The sequence below is a fragment of the Elizabethkingia occulta genome, from assembly GCF_002023715.1.
Lineage (GTDB): Bacteria > Bacteroidota > Bacteroidia > Flavobacteriales > Weeksellaceae > Elizabethkingia > Elizabethkingia occulta.
In genome coordinates this window covers 24308-40519 of the sequence record NZ_MAHX01000005.1, presented here as the reverse complement: position 1 = coordinate 40519, position 16212 = coordinate 24308, and the positions used below count along the sequence as shown (strand labels likewise).

13 protein-coding genes are annotated in these 16212 nt (G+C 35.7%); 10 read left to right on the top strand and 3 right to left on the bottom strand.

Annotated elements, in window-relative coordinates; genetic code table 11:
- Positions 1–75: 75 nt before the first annotated feature.
- From BAZ10_RS02375 to BAZ10_RS02360, 4 genes are read left to right on the top strand one after another with little or no spacing between them, the layout of a single operon-like run.
- Complete coding sequence (locus BAZ10_RS02375) at positions 76–1320, top strand: DNA cytosine methyltransferase (RefSeq protein ID WP_078770686.1); 1245 nt, start codon at positions 76–78, stop codon at positions 1318–1320.
- On the top strand, positions 1304–3643 hold the full coding sequence (locus BAZ10_RS02370; protein WP_078770685.1) for a sensor histidine kinase: 2340 nt from the start codon (positions 1304–1306) through the stop codon (positions 3641–3643). The genes BAZ10_RS02375 and BAZ10_RS02370 overlap by 17 nt, the downstream gene beginning before the upstream one ends.
- On the top strand, positions 3603–4760 hold the full coding sequence (locus tag BAZ10_RS02365; protein WP_131828784.1) for a hypothetical protein: 1158 nt from the start codon (positions 3603–3605) through the stop codon (positions 4758–4760). The genes BAZ10_RS02370 and BAZ10_RS02365 overlap by 41 nt, the downstream gene beginning before the upstream one ends.
- Before the next feature lie 47 nt (positions 4761–4807).
- Positions 4808–5524, top strand: coding sequence for an HNH endonuclease (locus BAZ10_RS02360; protein WP_078770683.1), 717 nt, complete (start codon positions 4808–4810; stop codon positions 5522–5524).
- 245 nt (positions 5525–5769) lie between these two features.
- On the opposite strand, the gene BAZ10_RS02355 is transcribed toward BAZ10_RS02360, so the two are convergent.
- Positions 5770–6726 carry a Fic family protein gene (locus BAZ10_RS02355; RefSeq protein ID WP_185116492.1) on the bottom strand — a complete coding sequence of 319 codons (957 nt, stop codon included), beginning with the start codon at positions 6724–6726 and terminating at the stop codon, positions 5770–5772.
- A 373-nt stretch (positions 6727–7099) separates the two neighbouring features.
- Here BAZ10_RS02355 and BAZ10_RS02350 point away from each other — a divergent pair, with 373 nt between their 5' ends.
- Positions 7100–7864 (top strand): Eco47II family restriction endonuclease, encoded by a 765-nt coding sequence (locus BAZ10_RS02350; protein WP_078770681.1) that lies wholly within the window; start codon positions 7100–7102, stop codon positions 7862–7864.
- Here the strand turns inward: BAZ10_RS02350 and dcm are convergent.
- Complete coding sequence (gene dcm / locus BAZ10_RS02345) at positions 7840–9078, bottom strand: DNA (cytosine-5-)-methyltransferase (RefSeq protein WP_078770680.1); 1239 nt, start codon at positions 9076–9078, stop codon at positions 7840–7842. The genes BAZ10_RS02350 and dcm overlap by 25 nt on opposite strands.
- A 717-nt stretch (positions 9079–9795) precedes the next feature.
- Here dcm and BAZ10_RS02340 point away from each other — a divergent pair.
- The 3 genes from BAZ10_RS02340 (at position 9796) to BAZ10_RS02330 (ending at position 11630) form a co-directional block, all read left to right on the top strand.
- Entirely contained in the window at positions 9796–10674 is an 879-nt protein-coding gene (locus BAZ10_RS02340) for a YDG/SRA domain-containing protein (protein WP_221407193.1), read from the top strand.
- On the top strand, positions 10661–11053 hold the full coding sequence (locus BAZ10_RS02335) for a (deoxy)nucleoside triphosphate pyrophosphohydrolase (protein WP_078770678.1): 393 nt from the start codon (positions 10661–10663) through the stop codon (positions 11051–11053). Before BAZ10_RS02340 ends, BAZ10_RS02335 begins: the two co-directional genes overlap by 14 nt.
- Before the next feature lie 118 nt (positions 11054–11171).
- Positions 11172–11630 (top strand): DUF695 domain-containing protein, encoded by a 459-nt coding sequence (locus tag BAZ10_RS02330; RefSeq protein ID WP_078770677.1) that lies wholly within the window; start codon positions 11172–11174, stop codon positions 11628–11630.
- 71 nt (positions 11631–11701) lie between these two features.
- Here BAZ10_RS02330 and gyrB read toward each other — a convergent pair whose 3' ends face one another.
- Complete coding sequence (gyrB, locus tag BAZ10_RS02325; protein WP_078770676.1) at positions 11702–13636, bottom strand: DNA topoisomerase (ATP-hydrolyzing) subunit B; 1935 nt, start codon at positions 13634–13636, stop codon at positions 11702–11704.
- 185 nt (positions 13637–13821) lie between these two features.
- Between gyrB and BAZ10_RS02320 the strand changes: the two genes are divergently transcribed.
- Positions 13822–15165, top strand: coding sequence for a cytochrome ubiquinol oxidase subunit I (locus tag BAZ10_RS02320; protein ID WP_078770675.1), 1344 nt, complete (start codon positions 13822–13824; stop codon positions 15163–15165).
- A complete protein-coding gene (locus BAZ10_RS02315; protein ID WP_078770674.1) occupies positions 15162–16166 on the top strand; it encodes a cytochrome d ubiquinol oxidase subunit II in 1005 nt (334 codons plus the stop codon). Before BAZ10_RS02320 ends, BAZ10_RS02315 begins: the two co-directional genes overlap by 4 nt.
- Positions 16167–16212: the final 46 nt, after the last annotated feature.

The following is a 16212-nucleotide window of genomic DNA, read 5'->3' as shown; positions in this document are numbered from 1 at the left end:
ACAATAAAATTGTCGTATCTGTAGGGAATAAAAGTCTATTTTTGCAAATAATAATTTTTTTATTATAGAGCATCAATGAAACAATTGAATTATATAGATCTCTTTGCCGGCGCTGGTGGTTTATCAGAAGGATTCATCCGAGCAGGGTTTGAACCTGTTGCACACGTTGAGTATGACAGAGCAGCTTGTTACACACTAAAAACAAGAGTTGCTTTTCATTTTCTTCATGAAATAGGAAAAATAAATATATATTATGAATATCTGAAAGGAAAAATAAGCAGAGAAGAATTGTATTCGCATGTTCCTGAAAATATTTTGAATAGTGTAATCAATGCTGAAATTGGAAAAGATAATAATGAAATTTTTAATTCAATTGATGGCTTATTAGGTAAAGAATCTGTGGATCTCATCATTGGTGGGCCGCCTTGCCAGGCATATTCTATTGTAGGAAGAGCTCCGCTAAAGCATAAAAAAGATGATGAAAGAACAAGGTTGTATATTCAGTATGGCAGGTTTCTGAAAAAATATAGCCCAAAAATGTTTGTTTTTGAAAACGTTCCGGGAATATTATCTGCGGCAGATGGTCAATATTATAAAAATCTTCAAAGCTATTATAAAAGATTAGGCTATAAAGTAGAGGCTAAACTGCTTAATTCCTACAATTATGGAGTTGTTCAGCACAGACAAAGAGTGATTATTATTGGTTGGAAAAAAGAATTAAACTTTTCATATCCGGATATTCCTGCAATCAATGACAAATATTATAGAGATATTATATTTTCGGACTTACCACCAATAAAGCCGGGCGAAAATAAAAAGACTCATAAATATTATAAAGAAACGAACGATTATTTGACCAACAATGCCATCCGAAACGGAATTGACTTTGTAAGTCAGCATATTACCCGCCCTCATAATGAAAGAGATCTGATGATATATAAACTTGCAATAAAGTATCTTGAACAGGGCGAAAGATTAAAAAATGATCAGATTCCGGTTGAAATGAGAACACAGAAAAATATTTCTGATTTTCTGGACAGATTCAAAGTAGTAGACAGAGAACCTCATACAATGATTGCTCATATTGCTAAAGATGGGCATCATTTTATTCATCCTGATAAAAAACAACTAAGGTCTATTTCTGTAAGAGAAGCCGCGAGAATACAATCCTTTCCCGATGATTATTATTTTGAAGGAATTAAAGAAAATCAACCCAGAACATCGGCTTTCAGACAAATAGGAAACGCAGTTCCTCCGCTAATGGCTGAGAAAATTGCGGAGCAAATAAATAAGATATTAGATAATGCCAGAACAAAATAAAATAAGAAGACATACATTTCAACCCGGAGCAATGTCAATTATTCAGATGGGAGAACAATTAATTGGTCATCCTAGTACTGCAATAAATGAATTGGTTAAAAACGGGTATGATGCAGATGCACTTTCTTGCAAGGTGTACTTTTCTTCTTCACCAAATTCATCCGAATCTTTTGTAATAGTCTACGATAATGGCTCAGGAATGAGTTATGACACATTATTTGGCGATTGGTTAAAACCATCCGTTAGTTCTAAACGAAAAGCTGATAGTAAAAGTGCTATATACGAAAGAAATCAACTTGGTAGTAAAGGAATTGGGAGATTAGCCGCAATGGCATTAGGCGAAAACGTAACGGTTATTACCCGAGAAGTTAATACAATAGATTATAACTGGATAACCGTAAATCGTGAAGCATTTAAAGAGGAAGTACTGTTGTCTGCAATTGATTTTCCTGGCGATAAAATATCTGATTATACATCCCTTTTTTTGGATCGAGAAATTCTGAAAGAAAGAAAAACAAATGTAAATAGTGCATTACTGAATTTTCTCAAAATTGCAAAACTGGATTCTTTTGAGAAAGGAACGCTTATTATAATTGAGTCTCTGGACGATTCGGTATTAAAAATACTTAGGGAAGAACATAATCAGCTTGAGCTTCTGGGACAATCACAAACTTATGAAAACACAAGTTTTTATAAAGCCCTTGCTACTCTCATTACTCCATTAAATCTCAATAACGAAATTCAGAAAGAATTACAGGAAAAAAAGCTAATCAATAACAAGAAAGAGATAGCGGCTTCCAAAAGTAAATTCTCAATAGAATACGGAACAAACCTTTTGCCTGATCAGAATGAAAATGAGGTAGAATGGCTTCCTGTTGACCCTGTTCCTATACAATCTGCTTATGACTACAGGATTTATGGAAAAGTTTCAAAAGATGGAGATGTATCAGGTTATATATCTTATAAAAGGCTAGAAAACGATACAAAAGAAGAATCTTTTGAACTATTGCAAAGTGATTTTAGAGATAAAAATGAAATTCAAACAAATCTCTTTGCTGATACAGAAGTAAATGAAACAGGAGAATATTACTTCGATATACGGATATATGATATAGGAGAAAAGGATAATTTGGAGAAACTTGCTAAAGAATCCAAATTAAAAAGCGCTGCGGAGTTCCGTTCTGTTTTTAAAAATTTTCAAGGAATGAGAATTTCTAAAAATGGTTTTGGAGTAAAACCGTATGGCGATGAAGTTGAAGACTGGATTGAACTTTCTAAAGCACGTGTACAAAACCCTGGAAGAAATGTAAATACAAACCAGATTTTGGGATATGTATTCTTCTATTCTCCTGAAAATGATAATCTGGAAGAAAAAACAAATAGAGAAGGTTTTCTGGAAAATAAAGCATTCCAACAGGTTAAGACTACTATGAAAGAGATTTTCTCCTTTCTCGGAAAAAAACGATATAACTACAGATTATTGCATGGTTTAGGTAGAGTTCCTACAAGTAAACATGAGCGTCCAGACTTTGAAGAATATATGTCAAGGTTGCATCATCTTGATGCTACACCGGCAATTATAAGTTATTCGGAAAAATTTATGAAAGAAGTAACCACTTCAATGGACAATATTGAAGAGTCTCTTTCTTTTTCTGAACGTCTAGCCTCTTTGGGAAGTGGAATTGAACTGGTTTATCACGAAATGGCACAACCAATATCTGGATTAAGAACCACAAAATCATCTCTTGATTTGAAGAAGTCAAAAATTAGTTCAGATGCCTTAGATAATTTCGTAAAAGACATTACTACTCTGAATTATGCTACAGATGTATTGACTGAATTAAGAAAATCGTTACAACCAGCAATTGGACGTTCAAGAAGCAAGAAATTTGCGCCTTATAACACGTTTTTAAAGGTGTGTAATCTTTATAAATCAGATATTGACGATTATAAAATTTCTATTGTTGCGGATCAAAGATTGGAGAAATATGAAATAACTGATCTTGAATATGCATTCTGGATAGCATTTCTAAATATTATAAACAATGCAGTTTACTGGATTAAAAAATCTGAAACTCCGGGAGAAATCCGATTTTATATTGAAGAAGATTCTTTCATAATAAGTAATTCAGGACCATTCATTAACGAAGAATTAATCGATCATATCTTTAATTATGGGGTTACTACAAGATCTGAAAAAAATGCGACAGGACTTGGTCTTGCATTTACCCAAAGTATCCTTAGCAGGAATGATTGGAATATTTGGGCAGAAAACAGAAAAGATGGCCCCGCAATTATCATTAAAAAAGGAAGCAATGGATAAAAAAGGAGTAATAATTCATTTAGATAATGATCTTAAAGGTATTCTTAGGCCATCAAAAGATTTATTTGATCAAAGTGGTATTGATGTAGATTATATCATTTGTGAAACAAAAGAAGAATTTAATATTGTACTTTCTGAAAACAAGGGTAATATAAAGGGACTAGTATTCGATCTTTTGAGTGAAGAGCCTACTTCTGGCGAAATAAATCAAAACGATGCAACATTTCTTGAAGATGTAAAGAATGGATATGCAGTTTTTAATATACCAATATTTGTATATAGTGGTTATCTTCAGGCTTTAACTGATACTTTCGACAATTGTGGTACCGTTTTCAAAGTTGATAAAGGAAGTGATAATTTTAAAGAAAACGTTATAGATAAATTTTCTCTTTTTTATAATTCTGGTTTTATAGATGTTTTTTGTCCGGGTGGTTTGTTAGAAAAGCAAATACATGTTGATTTGCACAATGCATTTACCAAACAATTTCTGCGAAATGATGAAATTGAAAAAATAATAAATAATATTAGAGGTGGCCAACCAGCCGAAAATGTTTCCGATAGAATTAAAAAAGTTTTCAAAAGAATAGCTGTAAGAACTTTACTTTTTGAACTCTTACTTCCAGAACTTAATGAAGATGGTCAGGTTATTGAAGAAACTGTAAGCACAACAGAACATTATATAAGACGTATTGGTTCTATTCCTGTGTGGACTGGGGATATATTCAGAAAGAAAGATACAGAAGATTTTATTTTCATATTAACTCCTAGATGTAATGTTATTAGAAATACCTCTGTGTTGGTATGTCCTTTTATTTGGAAAGAAGTAATATCTAAAAAAGATAAAATTTCTAAAATGCTTCAAGGCGATCCGACGGTTTCAGGTTATGATAGGCACTTACCTCCCTCCCCAATTTTTGAGGGTGGGAAATTATCTTTATCAAAATATTTTATGATAGAGAAACAAGACTTGAAAGACAATTACGAACGTATAATAACTTTGAGTGACGAATTAACAAATGAAATATTAGGTAAATTTGGTTCTCATTTCTTTAGGACAGGTATTACTCCTTGGGATCCAAATGAAGCAGGAGAGGAAATAGCTGCTGGTAATGCTTAAAAATAAAGCAGATACATACAGAATAATAGTACCACATTAGAAAGAAAATGAATTTCAAAACACAGTTTCAAAATTGGCTTATTGAAAATAAACCACAAGTAACTAGACCTGATAAATATTCCAACACAATAACTACTATTTCAAACCATTTCAAAAAATCTTTTAACAAAGACATTGACTTATATGAAATAAAAAATTTGAAAGATTTACTTTTATTAAAAGATGAATATTTCGGTAATGATGAGTTTTTTCAAAAGAATCAAAAAGGGAACAGAATGTATAGTCGTTCCTGGGATCTTTATATAGAATTTTTTGAAACTAATGAGAGAAAACTAGATGATACTGTAGATCAAATTAATCAAATAAAGAATGACAAGACTTTAACCAATCTTGAAAAAGAATCAATTATTTTAAGTCGTATTGGACAAGGAAAATTCAGAGAAGAATTAATTGAACTATGGAAAGGTTGTGCCATTTCAAAATTTGAAGATAGTCGATTTTTAATCGCATCACATATTAAACCTTGGAAAAAATCAACAAACCAAGAAAAAATTGATAAACATAACGGTTTATTACTTTTACCAACCTATGATAAACTTTTTGATTTAGGTTTTATTTCATTCGATGATAGTGGAAAAATAATTATTTCAAAATCCCTAAATAATCTTGACAAACTAGGTATTGACTATAACATTATTATTGATATTAAAAATGATAATAAAAAATACTTAAAATATCATAGAGAGGAAAGGTTAAAAAAGTAAGACTATCCTATCTCTATATACTCTTTCCAATTATTTAATAAAACAATCCTCTTTGTATGTTCCCCACTCTATTTTATGCTGGGTTTGCGTGAGGGATAGCAGCGAAAAGCCCACAGCGAGGCACGAGCGAGGACTTGTAGCACAAGTGAAGAAAAGCAATATTCATTTGCTTTTAATGAAACTTGCGAACAAAGTTCTGCCCGACCCGTAGGGGCACGCCCAAAGGAAAATGTTTTTAGGGGTTGTTATTTAAACTGATATTCGGTTAGTCTTAATGTTCCGAATTTGTGTAGCAGGTCATGCTCAACAGCCCATTTTAGGTCTCGGCTTGCTGTTGGTGCGGATATGTTTTTAAAGCTTTGCATGTAGTGTTTTCGGGTGAATTTATTTTTGGCGATTTTCTCCTTGAATAAACTTATTCTATCTTCTGTGTGAAGTGTTACGGATTGGGTTTGCAGAAGTCCGTTTAATGATTCTAAAATAATGCCGAGCATGAATTCGATAAAGGGTGTTGAGTTTCCTTTTTTGTCGGATTCGGAGAGCTTGTTATAATATTCGTTTTGTTTTTGCTTAATGAGTGTTTCGACGGGTAGGTATTCAAAAACAGGATATTGTTGCATTAGGATTAGGGTTTGCCAAAGTCTGCCCATTCTTCCGTTTCCGTCTGTGAATGGGTGTATGAACTCGAATTCGTAGTGGAAGACGCAGCTTTTGATGAGGGTTAAGTCGTTGTCGGCTTTTAGATAATGAAAAAGGTCTTTCATTAATCCGTTTATCATGGTTCCGCTTGGTGCGATGTGTTCTACTTTTGAGCCATTTACGATTCCGACATTGGTGGTTCTTAGTTTGCCGGGATTGTCAATTAATCCATTCATGAGGACAGCATGTGCTTTTATGAGGTCTTTTAGCTGATAGGGATTGTATTGGTTGAGTTGCTGGTATACTTTTATGGCATTCTGAACTTCTAAAATATCTTTTTGCGGGGCAATGATTCTTTTGTTTTCTAATAGGGCGGTAATTTGTTCTTCGGTCAAGGTGTTGCCCTCTATTTCTAAGGATGATTGAATGGTTTTGATTCGGTTTTTCTTTCTTAATTCGGTGGCAGGTTTATAGAGATGTGAGGCGTTGATCTCTCCTATTTTTTCTGAAATGGAAGCTACTAATGCCAGAATTTTGTCGGTTATTGTATAGGGTGGTTTCATCGATGATAGTATCATTTGATATTATCAAAGGTAGGGATTATTTGGTGATTTTAGTCTTTTAAAAGAAAAAGATGATGCGATGATTTGGCTGTGCTCCCCACTCTATTTTATGACGGGTTTGCGTGAGGGATAGCAGCGAAAAGCCCACAGCGAGGCACGAGCGAGGACTTGTAGCACAAGTGAAGAAAAGCAATATTCATTTGCTTTTAATGAAACTTGCGAACAAAGTTCTGCCCGACCCGTAGGGGCACGCCCAAAGGAAAGTTTTATGGCATAGACATTCTCATTAGCGGAAATAACGTATTTTTAGATGTTCTTGAAGATGATTAAAAAATGTAACTTAGCAACTATAAAAATTAAATATTAAAATCGAATGGCAAACAAATATGTAAACTTTATTTCTGATGAGCATTTATTGATGTGTATTGACAATTTGCACAAATCATATTTAAAAGCTAAAAACAATATCTCTAAGAAGACGTTTTATGCAAATAAAGTAGATACTATAAAACTGACTTTTGATTCAAAATTTAATGGCATAAGTGAAGACAATTTAATTCAAGCTGAAATTCTTCGTCAAATAGACAAATCTATTAATAACTCTATCGGGACTTTTCACGAACAGATTTTAGGAGGAATAAAAGGTTATGAAGTTGGAAAATTAAGTGGTTTCGATATTAAAGCAACAGACAATACTTTGTTTGCTGACATTAAGAACAAACATAATACGATGAACAGTAGCTCGGCAGAGGCTTTATTTCAAAAATTGGCTCGATATGCAGATGATTACAAAAAAGCAAACTGTTATTGGGTTCAGATTTTGGCAAAAGGCAGTTTCAATGAGCATTGGAAAGGAGATATTAATGGAAAGGAATACAGCCACTCGAGGGTTTTTAAAATCTCTGGCGACCAATTTTATGCTTTGCTTTCTGGAGAAAAGGATGCCCTTTTGCAGTTATATAAAGCTTTGCCAATAGCAATTGATGATTATATGAAGTCGTTGAAATTAGAACAAGGCGGAAAAGAAAATTCGGCTTTGGAAGAAATAACTTCCGAAACCGAAAAATCAAAACGTTCTATTCTTAATCAAATAACTTTCGAGAATTATAGCTATTACCTAGGGTTTGACGAGTTGTAATACTTGTTAAGAAACTTAATTATAGAATAACCAACTTCACGTCCCAAGTTTACCGGAACGGCATTTCCTATTTGCTTGTATTGTTGCGATAATGGACCTACAAATTCCCATTCATCCGGAAAGGTTTGAATACGTGCATATTCACGAACAGTAAACGGACGGGTTTCGTCTGGATGGCATCTTTCTGTTTGTTTTTGTGCAGGGCTACATGTTAGGGTTAGACAAGGTTCGTCCCAACCAATTCGTCTGGCCATTCCTGTTTTTCCTCCACCCAGAAAGAAGCTTCCTCCCATGTATTCTTTTTGAAGCTCCACAGGCAAATCGCGCCAATAGCCTTTTGGTGGAACTAAATCCAAAACGGCTTTCTTGTTGGCAGGATAGCTGGTTCCATTAGATTTTGGAACATCGGAATTATATAGTTCACCTTTTTTCAAGGCGTCTTTTAAATTATAGATTTTCTTATACGGTTCAGGATATTCGTATTTTATATTAATATCTTTTCGTATTCCAACCAAGATAAGGCGCTCCCGTTTTTGAGGAACTTTGTAATGGATAGCTTTTAGGACTTCAACAGGAACGACATTATAGCCAATTTCATCCAAAATTGAAATCATACCTTGTAGCGTTTTACCATTGTCATGGCTTAGTAAGCCACGCACGTTTTCGCCAATACAGATTGGAGGATTTACTTCTTTTACGACACGTGCAAATTCATAGAAAAGCGTACCACGGGCATCTTCAAGCCCCAACCTTTTGCCGGCATAACTAAACGCCTGGCAAGGAAAACCTCCAGTGACTACGTGTATTTTATTATTATATTCTGAAAAATCGAAGTTTTTGACATCTCCTTCTAAAACTGTCCAATTCGGACGATTTTTGCGTAAGGTCTGGCAAGCAAATTTATCTATTTCGTTTAATGCTTCACATTTCAAACCGGCTTTTTCCATTCCTACAGCCAAACCGCCTGCGCCTGCAAATAGCTCTAATACTTTATATTCGTTTTCTGGTTCAACGAAATTAGAAATAACTTCGTTTACATCTGCTTGGAGAAATTCAGCAAATAGGGTTTCTACTTCATCTTTTCTATAAACCCGATAATTGCTCATCGGTTCTCGAACTGCTATTAATTTTCCTTCTTCATCCCAACGACGCAAAGTTTTTGTACTTTTATTGAGAAGTTTTGCCGTTTCTGATATCGTTAAATATTCACTCATAACCAAATTGTACAACATTAGACATTGGTTACAAATCTATGGTAAATTTTCTATAAATACAAGAGAAAATGTTAACAATAATTACATTAATTTCCCAGTAAACGCAATGCATTAGGAAGTATTGATTGCTTAGAAATCATAAGTTGCTGAATATCTTACTATCAGTTTTTTTGGCTACCAAACTTGGTTGACTGTTTACATTTATATACTTCTATATATTTTTTGTAAGACACACTCATCCTATTTCGGTTTAGTTCCCCACTCTATTTTATGCTGGATTTGCGTGAGGGATAGCAGCGAAAAGCCCATAGCGAGGCACGAGCGAGGACTTGTAGCGGATAGCCCGACCCGTAGGGGCACGCCCAAAGGAAAATCTTTTTGAAAAGTCGGCATTTTCTGTAAAAGGATGCTGCTGTTATCTTTTGCAGATAAAGAAGGATTTGTAGGTGGTTTAGGCGAATGGGCCAGCGTTTTATATTTTGCTTTTTTAGGGTTTTCTCAAATATATCGGCGTTGCTTATTATTTGTTGATTTTTAGTGCTGTTCCGGTGGTTTGGTGTCTATAAATCAGTGGGTTTTATTATTTCGTCGCTTCAGTATTTTAATACGTTTATATTTGGTTGAATAAATGTTATAATGTTTATTATAAACAGTATTAACAATTGTATACACCATTGATTAAATGTATTTTAGTACACTGAGATTAGTTACTAAGGATTGTATGACTCGACCAATTGTATTTGGAGAAATAGAGGCATTGAGGAAGTTCATTTTTTTGAAGGTAGAAAGGAAATGATGCCTTCGGGTTTTCATAGAAAATGGGGAGCGGGCATTGATGGCAATGCTAAGGATGGTGTTGCTGCTATTGTGCTTTCTGGCGGATATGAGGATGATTTGGATTCTGGAGATGAGATTATATATACGGGAGCTGGTGGCAATGATGGGAAGGGAAAACAAATTGAGGATCAGAGTTGGGATAAGAGTGATAATAAGGGTTTGCTTATTAGTATGGATCAGGGGTTGCTTGTTAGGGTGATTCGGGGTTATAAGCATCGATCTGAATTTTCACCGAAAACGGGTTATATTTATGCTGGTTTATACAGTGTGGTGGATGCCTGGCAAGAGATAGGAAAAAGTGGTTTTATAATTTGTAGGGTACGTCTGGAGTATAGTGGACAGAATCCTGAGAGAAGCTCTCCGGAAAGGATTGAGTTAAAGTATTTAAATAAATCTACTGAACGAAAGGAGGGTACTGTCTTGCGAATTGTGAGGGATACCAGGATTGCTCATGATGTGAAGAAGTTGTATAATTATGAATGTCAGGTATGTGGAGAAACTATCCCTACGAAATCGGGTGGCTATGCAGAGGGTGCGCATATAAAGCCTTTGGGCAGACCTCATGATGGGCATGATAGCAGTGACAACATGATTTGCCTCTGCCCGAATCATCATGTGATGTTTGACAAGGGGACATTTTCTATTACGGATGATTTGAAATTGGTTGGTGCTGTAATGGGTGAATTAATAGTGCATAAAACGCATATTATCAGTAAATTAAATTTGTTATATCATAGAAAAAGTCATGGGTACGATTAGGGTTGTTTGCGGGGTTATATTCAATGAAGGGCGAATTTTGCTTTGTAGGCGCAAACCTGAAAAATCATTGGGTGGTTATTGGGAATTCCCGGGTGGGAAAATTGAGGTCGGAGAAACGGAAGAGGAATCTTTAGTTAGGGAATTGCAAGAGGAACTCGGAATTAAGGTTGATATAGGTAAATATTTTAAGACTGTTGTCCACAATTATGACACTTTTACAATCGAACTTGTTGCTTATATATGCAGGTCGGAACAATCCGTTTGTGTACTTACTGACCATGACGAATATAAATGGGTCGAAAAATCAGAACTTCTCAACTGGAAATTAGCTGCTGCGGATATTCCTATAGCAAAGGAGTTGTGTTCTATGGATGTGTAAGAAATAGGGATCTTTATTTCGCTGTATTCTCCTACTCTATTTTTTATGTGAATGGCAGAAACATAAATCAAATTATAGTGATAAATTAGCCAATCTATTATAGAAACTCTTTGCAATCATGGAATGGAATGAAATTAAAACGGACGATCAGAAAATATATCCTCCAAATAGTATCACACTCTTTTTAATGGATACGGAATCAGGATTACCCGGTACATGCTGGGTTGACAAAGCATATGCCAATTATCCTTATAAAAAGGAATGTATGTTTAACTGTTATATTTCTGTAGATCTTCAGAATGATGAATTTAATCTTCAAAATAGCGATTTGGATTACGCTGGCATTGAGGATTATTTCATCGAACAGCTAAGGGAAGTTTGTGTCTGTCATATAGTAGCCAGAATCACAACAGATAACGGCATAGCGATAGAACTATATGCTGATGATGTAGAGCGCGTTATTCAGAAGCTAAATGAAATAGAATCAGACGAGAATAGACTGGTCAATTTTAATTGTGAAATATATGATGATGAGAACTGGGATAATGTAAGCAATCTTCTTAGTGAGGAGGAATAAATAATTAAGAAATATAAACATAAAAAGACCGGAATTCATTCCGGTCTTCTTACTTTATTATAAATGCTTAATTAAGCATCGATTTTAGCATAAACTGCGTTCTTCTCTATAAAATCTCTACGTGGCGGAACTTCATCACCCATTAGCATAGAGAATACATTATCTGCCTCTACAGCATTATCAATAGTAACCTGCTTTAGGGTACGGTGTTCCGGGTTTAGGGTTGTATCCCAAAGCTGTTCAGGATTCATTTCCCCAAGACCTTTGTAACGCTGGATTTCTACTCCTTTACCATCTCTGGATAATTCCTGAGTAAGTTCTTCACGCTCTTTCTCGTTCCATGCATATACTTTCTTATTACCTTTTTTAACCAAATATAATGGTGGCGAAGCGATATATACATAACCGTTTTCAATAAGCTCCTTCATATATCTGAAGAAGAATGTAAGAATCAATGTGGAAATGTGAGACCCATCCACATCGGCATCGGTCATAATAACAATCTTATGGTATCTAAGCTTTGTAAGGTTTAGTGCCTTGCTGTCTTCTTCAGTACCAACACTTACCCCTAACGCTGTATAGATATTCTTAATTTCCTCGTTATCATAAACTTTATGCAGCATAGATTTTTCTACATTCAGAATCTTACCTCTAAGTGGCAAAATAGCCTGGAACAGACGATCTCTACCCTGTTTTGCAGTACCACCTGCGGAGTCTCCCTCCACAAGGAATAGTTCGGATTCAGCAGGATCTTTAGAAGAACAGTCCGATAGTTTCCCAGGTAATCCGGAACCTCCCATTGGAGATTTACGCTGAACCATTTCACGGGCTTTCTTAGCAGCCTGTCTAGCTTTTGCAGCTAAAACAACCTTCTGCACGATAGTCTTCGCTTCATTTGGATTTTCTTCCAGGAAGTTAGTAAGCATTTCCCCAACAATCTTATCTACAGCACCAGAAACTTCGGAGTTACCTAATTTCGTTTTAGTTTGCCCTTCAAACTGAGGTTCCATAACTTTTACAGAGATTACAGCTGTCAATCCTTCACGGAAGTCGTCCCCTGTAATTTCTACTTTCTCTTTTGCAGGCAATCCAAGATCATCTGCATACTTCTTCAAAGTTCTGGTCAACGCTCTACGGAAACCTGCTAAGTGCGTACCTCCTTCGTGCGTATTAATATTGTTTACATAAGAATGAAGATTCTCGTTGAATGACGTATTATAACGCATCGCTACTTCTACCGGAATATCATCACGTTCACCTTCCATGAAGATTACGTGTTCCATGATAGATTCACGGTTTCCATCGATAAACTCAACAAACTCTTTAAGACCGCCTTCCGAATGGAAAGTTTCTACTTTGAAGTTTCCATTTTCGTCTTTACTACGTTCGTCTGTTAATGTAATTGTAATACCTCTGTTTAGGTAAGCAAGCTCACGTAAACGGGATGCTAATGTATCATAATTATATACAAGCTCTGTAAATATAGTATCGTCTGGTTGGAAAAACTGCAGAGTACCTTTTTTATCACTGTCTCCTATTTTTTCAACTTCGGTTACAGCACGCCCTTTTTGATATTTTTGCTGATAAACATGTCCGTCTCTGAAAACAGTCGTAATCATATCTGTAGAAAGTGCGTTCACACAAGACACCCCTACACCATGTAAACCACCTGATACCTTGTAGGAATCCTTGTCGAATTTACCTCCGGCACCAATCTTGGTCATTACCACCTCAAGAGCCGATTTTTGCTCCTTTTCATGGAAATCTACAGGAATACCTCTACCATTATCACTAACTTCAATAGCATTTCCTTCTTTTATGGTTACAGTAATTGTATCACAGTAACCTGCCAAAGCCTCGTCAATAGAGTTATCTACAACTTCATATACCAAATGGTGCAAACCTCTTACCCCGACATCACCGATGTACATGGAAGGACGAAGACGTACGTGCTCAATCCCTTCTAACGACTGAATACTACTGGCCGTATATTGTTTATTACTCATTCAAAATTACATTTTTCAATAACTACAAATATACGAAATTTTAGGCATATATGTGCTATAACCAACATATAAAAATACACCTTATCAGCATAGCCTGTATGGAATTTATCAGTGTTTAAAATCATGTTAAAGTATGTACTTTTAGAAGAAATAATACTTAATTTTAATTCGTCAAAATCAATATTATGGACGATTTTATAGCAGCCCGATCGCAAATGGCCATGTCACTGGGCTTTCATATTATCTTTTCGTGTATCGGAATGGTAATGCCCTTTTTAATGGCCTACGCCCACTGGAAATATCTGAAAACAGGAAATGAGATTTATAAAGGACTCACTAAAGCCTGGAGCAAAGGTGTTGCTATATTGTTCGCTACAGGAGCTGTATCCGGTACGATGTTATCTTTTGAATTAGGGTTGCTGTGGCCTAAGTTTATGGAACACGCTGGTCCTATTTTCGGAATGCCATTCTCATTGGAGGGAACGGCATTTTTTATAGAAGCTATTGCATTGGGATTCTTCCTTTACGGATGGGACAAATTCAATAAATGGTTCCATTGGTTTTGCGGATTTCTGGTGGGTGTAAGCGGACTGGCTTCCGGTATTCTGGTTGTCGCTGCAAATGCATGGATGAATAGTCCTGCTGGTTTCGATTATGTGAACGGACAATATATTAATATAGATCCCATCGCTGCTATGTTTAACGATGCATGGTTTCCGCAGGCATTTCATATGACTGTTGCAGCATTCTGTGCTACAGGTTTTGCAGTTGCAGGTGTTCATGCTTACCTTATTACGAAAAAGAAAAATGTAACGTTCCATACCAAAGCTTTCAGAATAGCTGTTGGATTTGCCCTTATCGGTGCTTTTGGCGCACCATTTAGCGGTGATATTGCAGCCAAGTCTGTTACACAAAGACAGCCTATAAAACTTGCTGCTATGGAAGCTCATTTTGAAAGTGAAAAAGGCGCTTCTTTTGTTTTAGGTGGTATTCCGGATGTAAAAAATAAAACTGTAAAATATGCGGTAAAAGTACCGAAGGTGCTAAGCTTTCTTGCTAAAGGAGATTTTAACGCAGAGGTAAAAGGTTTAAATGACTTCCCTGAGGATGAATGGCCTCCAATAGCGGTAACGCATTTTGCATTTCAGATTATGATTTTCTTCGGGGTAGTAATGATGCTTATTGGTGCCATATACCTCTACTCTTTCTTCTTTAAAAAGGAATGGCTGACAAAAAACTGGTTACTGAAAACCTTCTTTATAGCAACTCCTTTTGGTTACATCGCTTTAGAAGCCGGATGGACTGTAACAGAAGTTGGACGCCAGCCTTGGATTATCTATGGAGTCATGAAGACTGTAGATGCAGTTACCCCAATGCCGGGGATACAATACTCTTTCTATTTCTTCACTTTTGTATTTATATCATTATCTGCTATTCTGATGTTCCTTATCGGAAGACAGATTAAAATGGTTCCGAAATTATATGATCCTACAGACGCATTGTTTAACGATAAAAAACAGAAAAAATGATATACATTATAATAGGTTTTCTTTGGTTGTCTATCTGTCTGTACCTTATTCTTGGCGGTGCCGATTTCGGCGCAGGAATCGTAGAGTTATTCACCAATAAAAAGGCAAGACACAAAACCGGAAAGATTATGTACGAATCTATTGCTCCGGTTTGGGAAGCCAATCACATGTGGCTTATTATTGCCATCGTTGTCATGTTTGTTGGGTTTCCGAAGATTTATGCACTAATGTCTACCTACCTGCATATTCCTTTGGTATTAATGCTGGTAGGAATTATTGCCCGCGGTACAGCCTTTACCTTCAGACATTATGATGCCGTAGAAGATCAGTGGCAGGTTCTGTATACTCAGATATTTTATTATGCCAGCCTGCTTACACCTTTTTTCCTGGGGCTTATAGCAGCAGCTACTGTATCCTACTCTATTAATCCCGATGCTACTGGATTTTTAGATCTTTACATCTTTAGCTGGCTCAACTGGTTTGGTGTCTCTGTAGGTCTTTTTACCATTGCTTTATGTGCTTACCTGGCTTCCGTATTTTCATTGAGAGAAACCAGAGATAAAGCTGAATTAAAATTAATGATTCGTAAGACGAAGCAAATGATGTTATTTGTTGTCATTACAGGGGCATTGGTATTTCTTGCAGCCCATCTTTCTGGTATTCCTTTAATTATGTGGATATTCTCCAAACCATTAGGGATTATAGCAATTACATTGGCTACAATTGCCTTGGGCTTAATCTTCTATTGCATGCGTGAAGAAAAGCTAACTCCGGTAAGAGTATTGGCAGGGTTTCAGGTTATTATGATACTGGTAGCCGCAACCTATCAGCACAATCCTAATATCATACTATTAGGCAACGGAAGCCATATATCGTTATTGGAATATGCTGCTCCACAAAAAACGCTGGAAGCATTAGGCTGGGCACTCATGCTGGGATGTGTATTTATACTTCCTTTCCTGTTTTATCTAATGTATTCTTTCAGTAAAATGAAAAAATAAAAGATAAATTTCTAAACAATAAAGAACCCTCAATTACCTTAATTTA

Excerpts from the sequence above, each read along its gene's own strand:
- BAZ10_RS02365 (WP_131828784.1), top strand. The coding sequence starts at position 3,603 with ATGGCCCCGCAATTATCATTAAAAAAGGAAGCAATGGATAAAAAAGGA.
- BAZ10_RS02375 (WP_078770686.1), top strand. The coding sequence starts at position 76 with ATGAAACAATTGAATTATATAGATCTCTTTGCCGGCGCTGGTGGTTTA.
- BAZ10_RS02330 (WP_078770677.1), top strand. The coding sequence starts at position 11,172 with ATGGAATGGAATGAAATTAAAACGGACGATCAGAAAATATATCCTCCA.
- BAZ10_RS02355 (WP_185116492.1), bottom strand. The coding sequence starts at position 6,726 with ATGAAACCACCCTATACAATAACCGACAAAATTCTGGCATTAGTAGCT.
- BAZ10_RS02335 (WP_078770678.1), top strand. The coding sequence starts at position 10,661 with ATGGGTACGATTAGGGTTGTTTGCGGGGTTATATTCAATGAAGGGCGA.
- dcm (WP_078770680.1), bottom strand. The coding sequence starts at position 9,078 with ATGAGTGAATATTTAACGATATCAGAAACGGCAAAACTTCTCAATAAA.
- BAZ10_RS02360 (WP_078770683.1), top strand. The coding sequence starts at position 4,808 with ATGAATTTCAAAACACAGTTTCAAAATTGGCTTATTGAAAATAAACCA.
- BAZ10_RS02350 (WP_078770681.1), top strand. The coding sequence starts at position 7,100 with ATGGCAAACAAATATGTAAACTTTATTTCTGATGAGCATTTATTGATG.
- BAZ10_RS02320 (WP_078770675.1), top strand. The coding sequence starts at position 13,822 with ATGGACGATTTTATAGCAGCCCGATCGCAAATGGCCATGTCACTGGGC.
- gyrB (WP_078770676.1), bottom strand. The coding sequence starts at position 13,636 with ATGAGTAATAAACAATATACGGCCAGTAGTATTCAGTCGTTAGAAGGG.
- BAZ10_RS02370 (WP_078770685.1), top strand. The coding sequence starts at position 1,304 with ATGCCAGAACAAAATAAAATAAGAAGACATACATTTCAACCCGGAGCA.
- BAZ10_RS02315 (WP_078770674.1), top strand. The coding sequence starts at position 15,162 with ATGATATACATTATAATAGGTTTTCTTTGGTTGTCTATCTGTCTGTAC.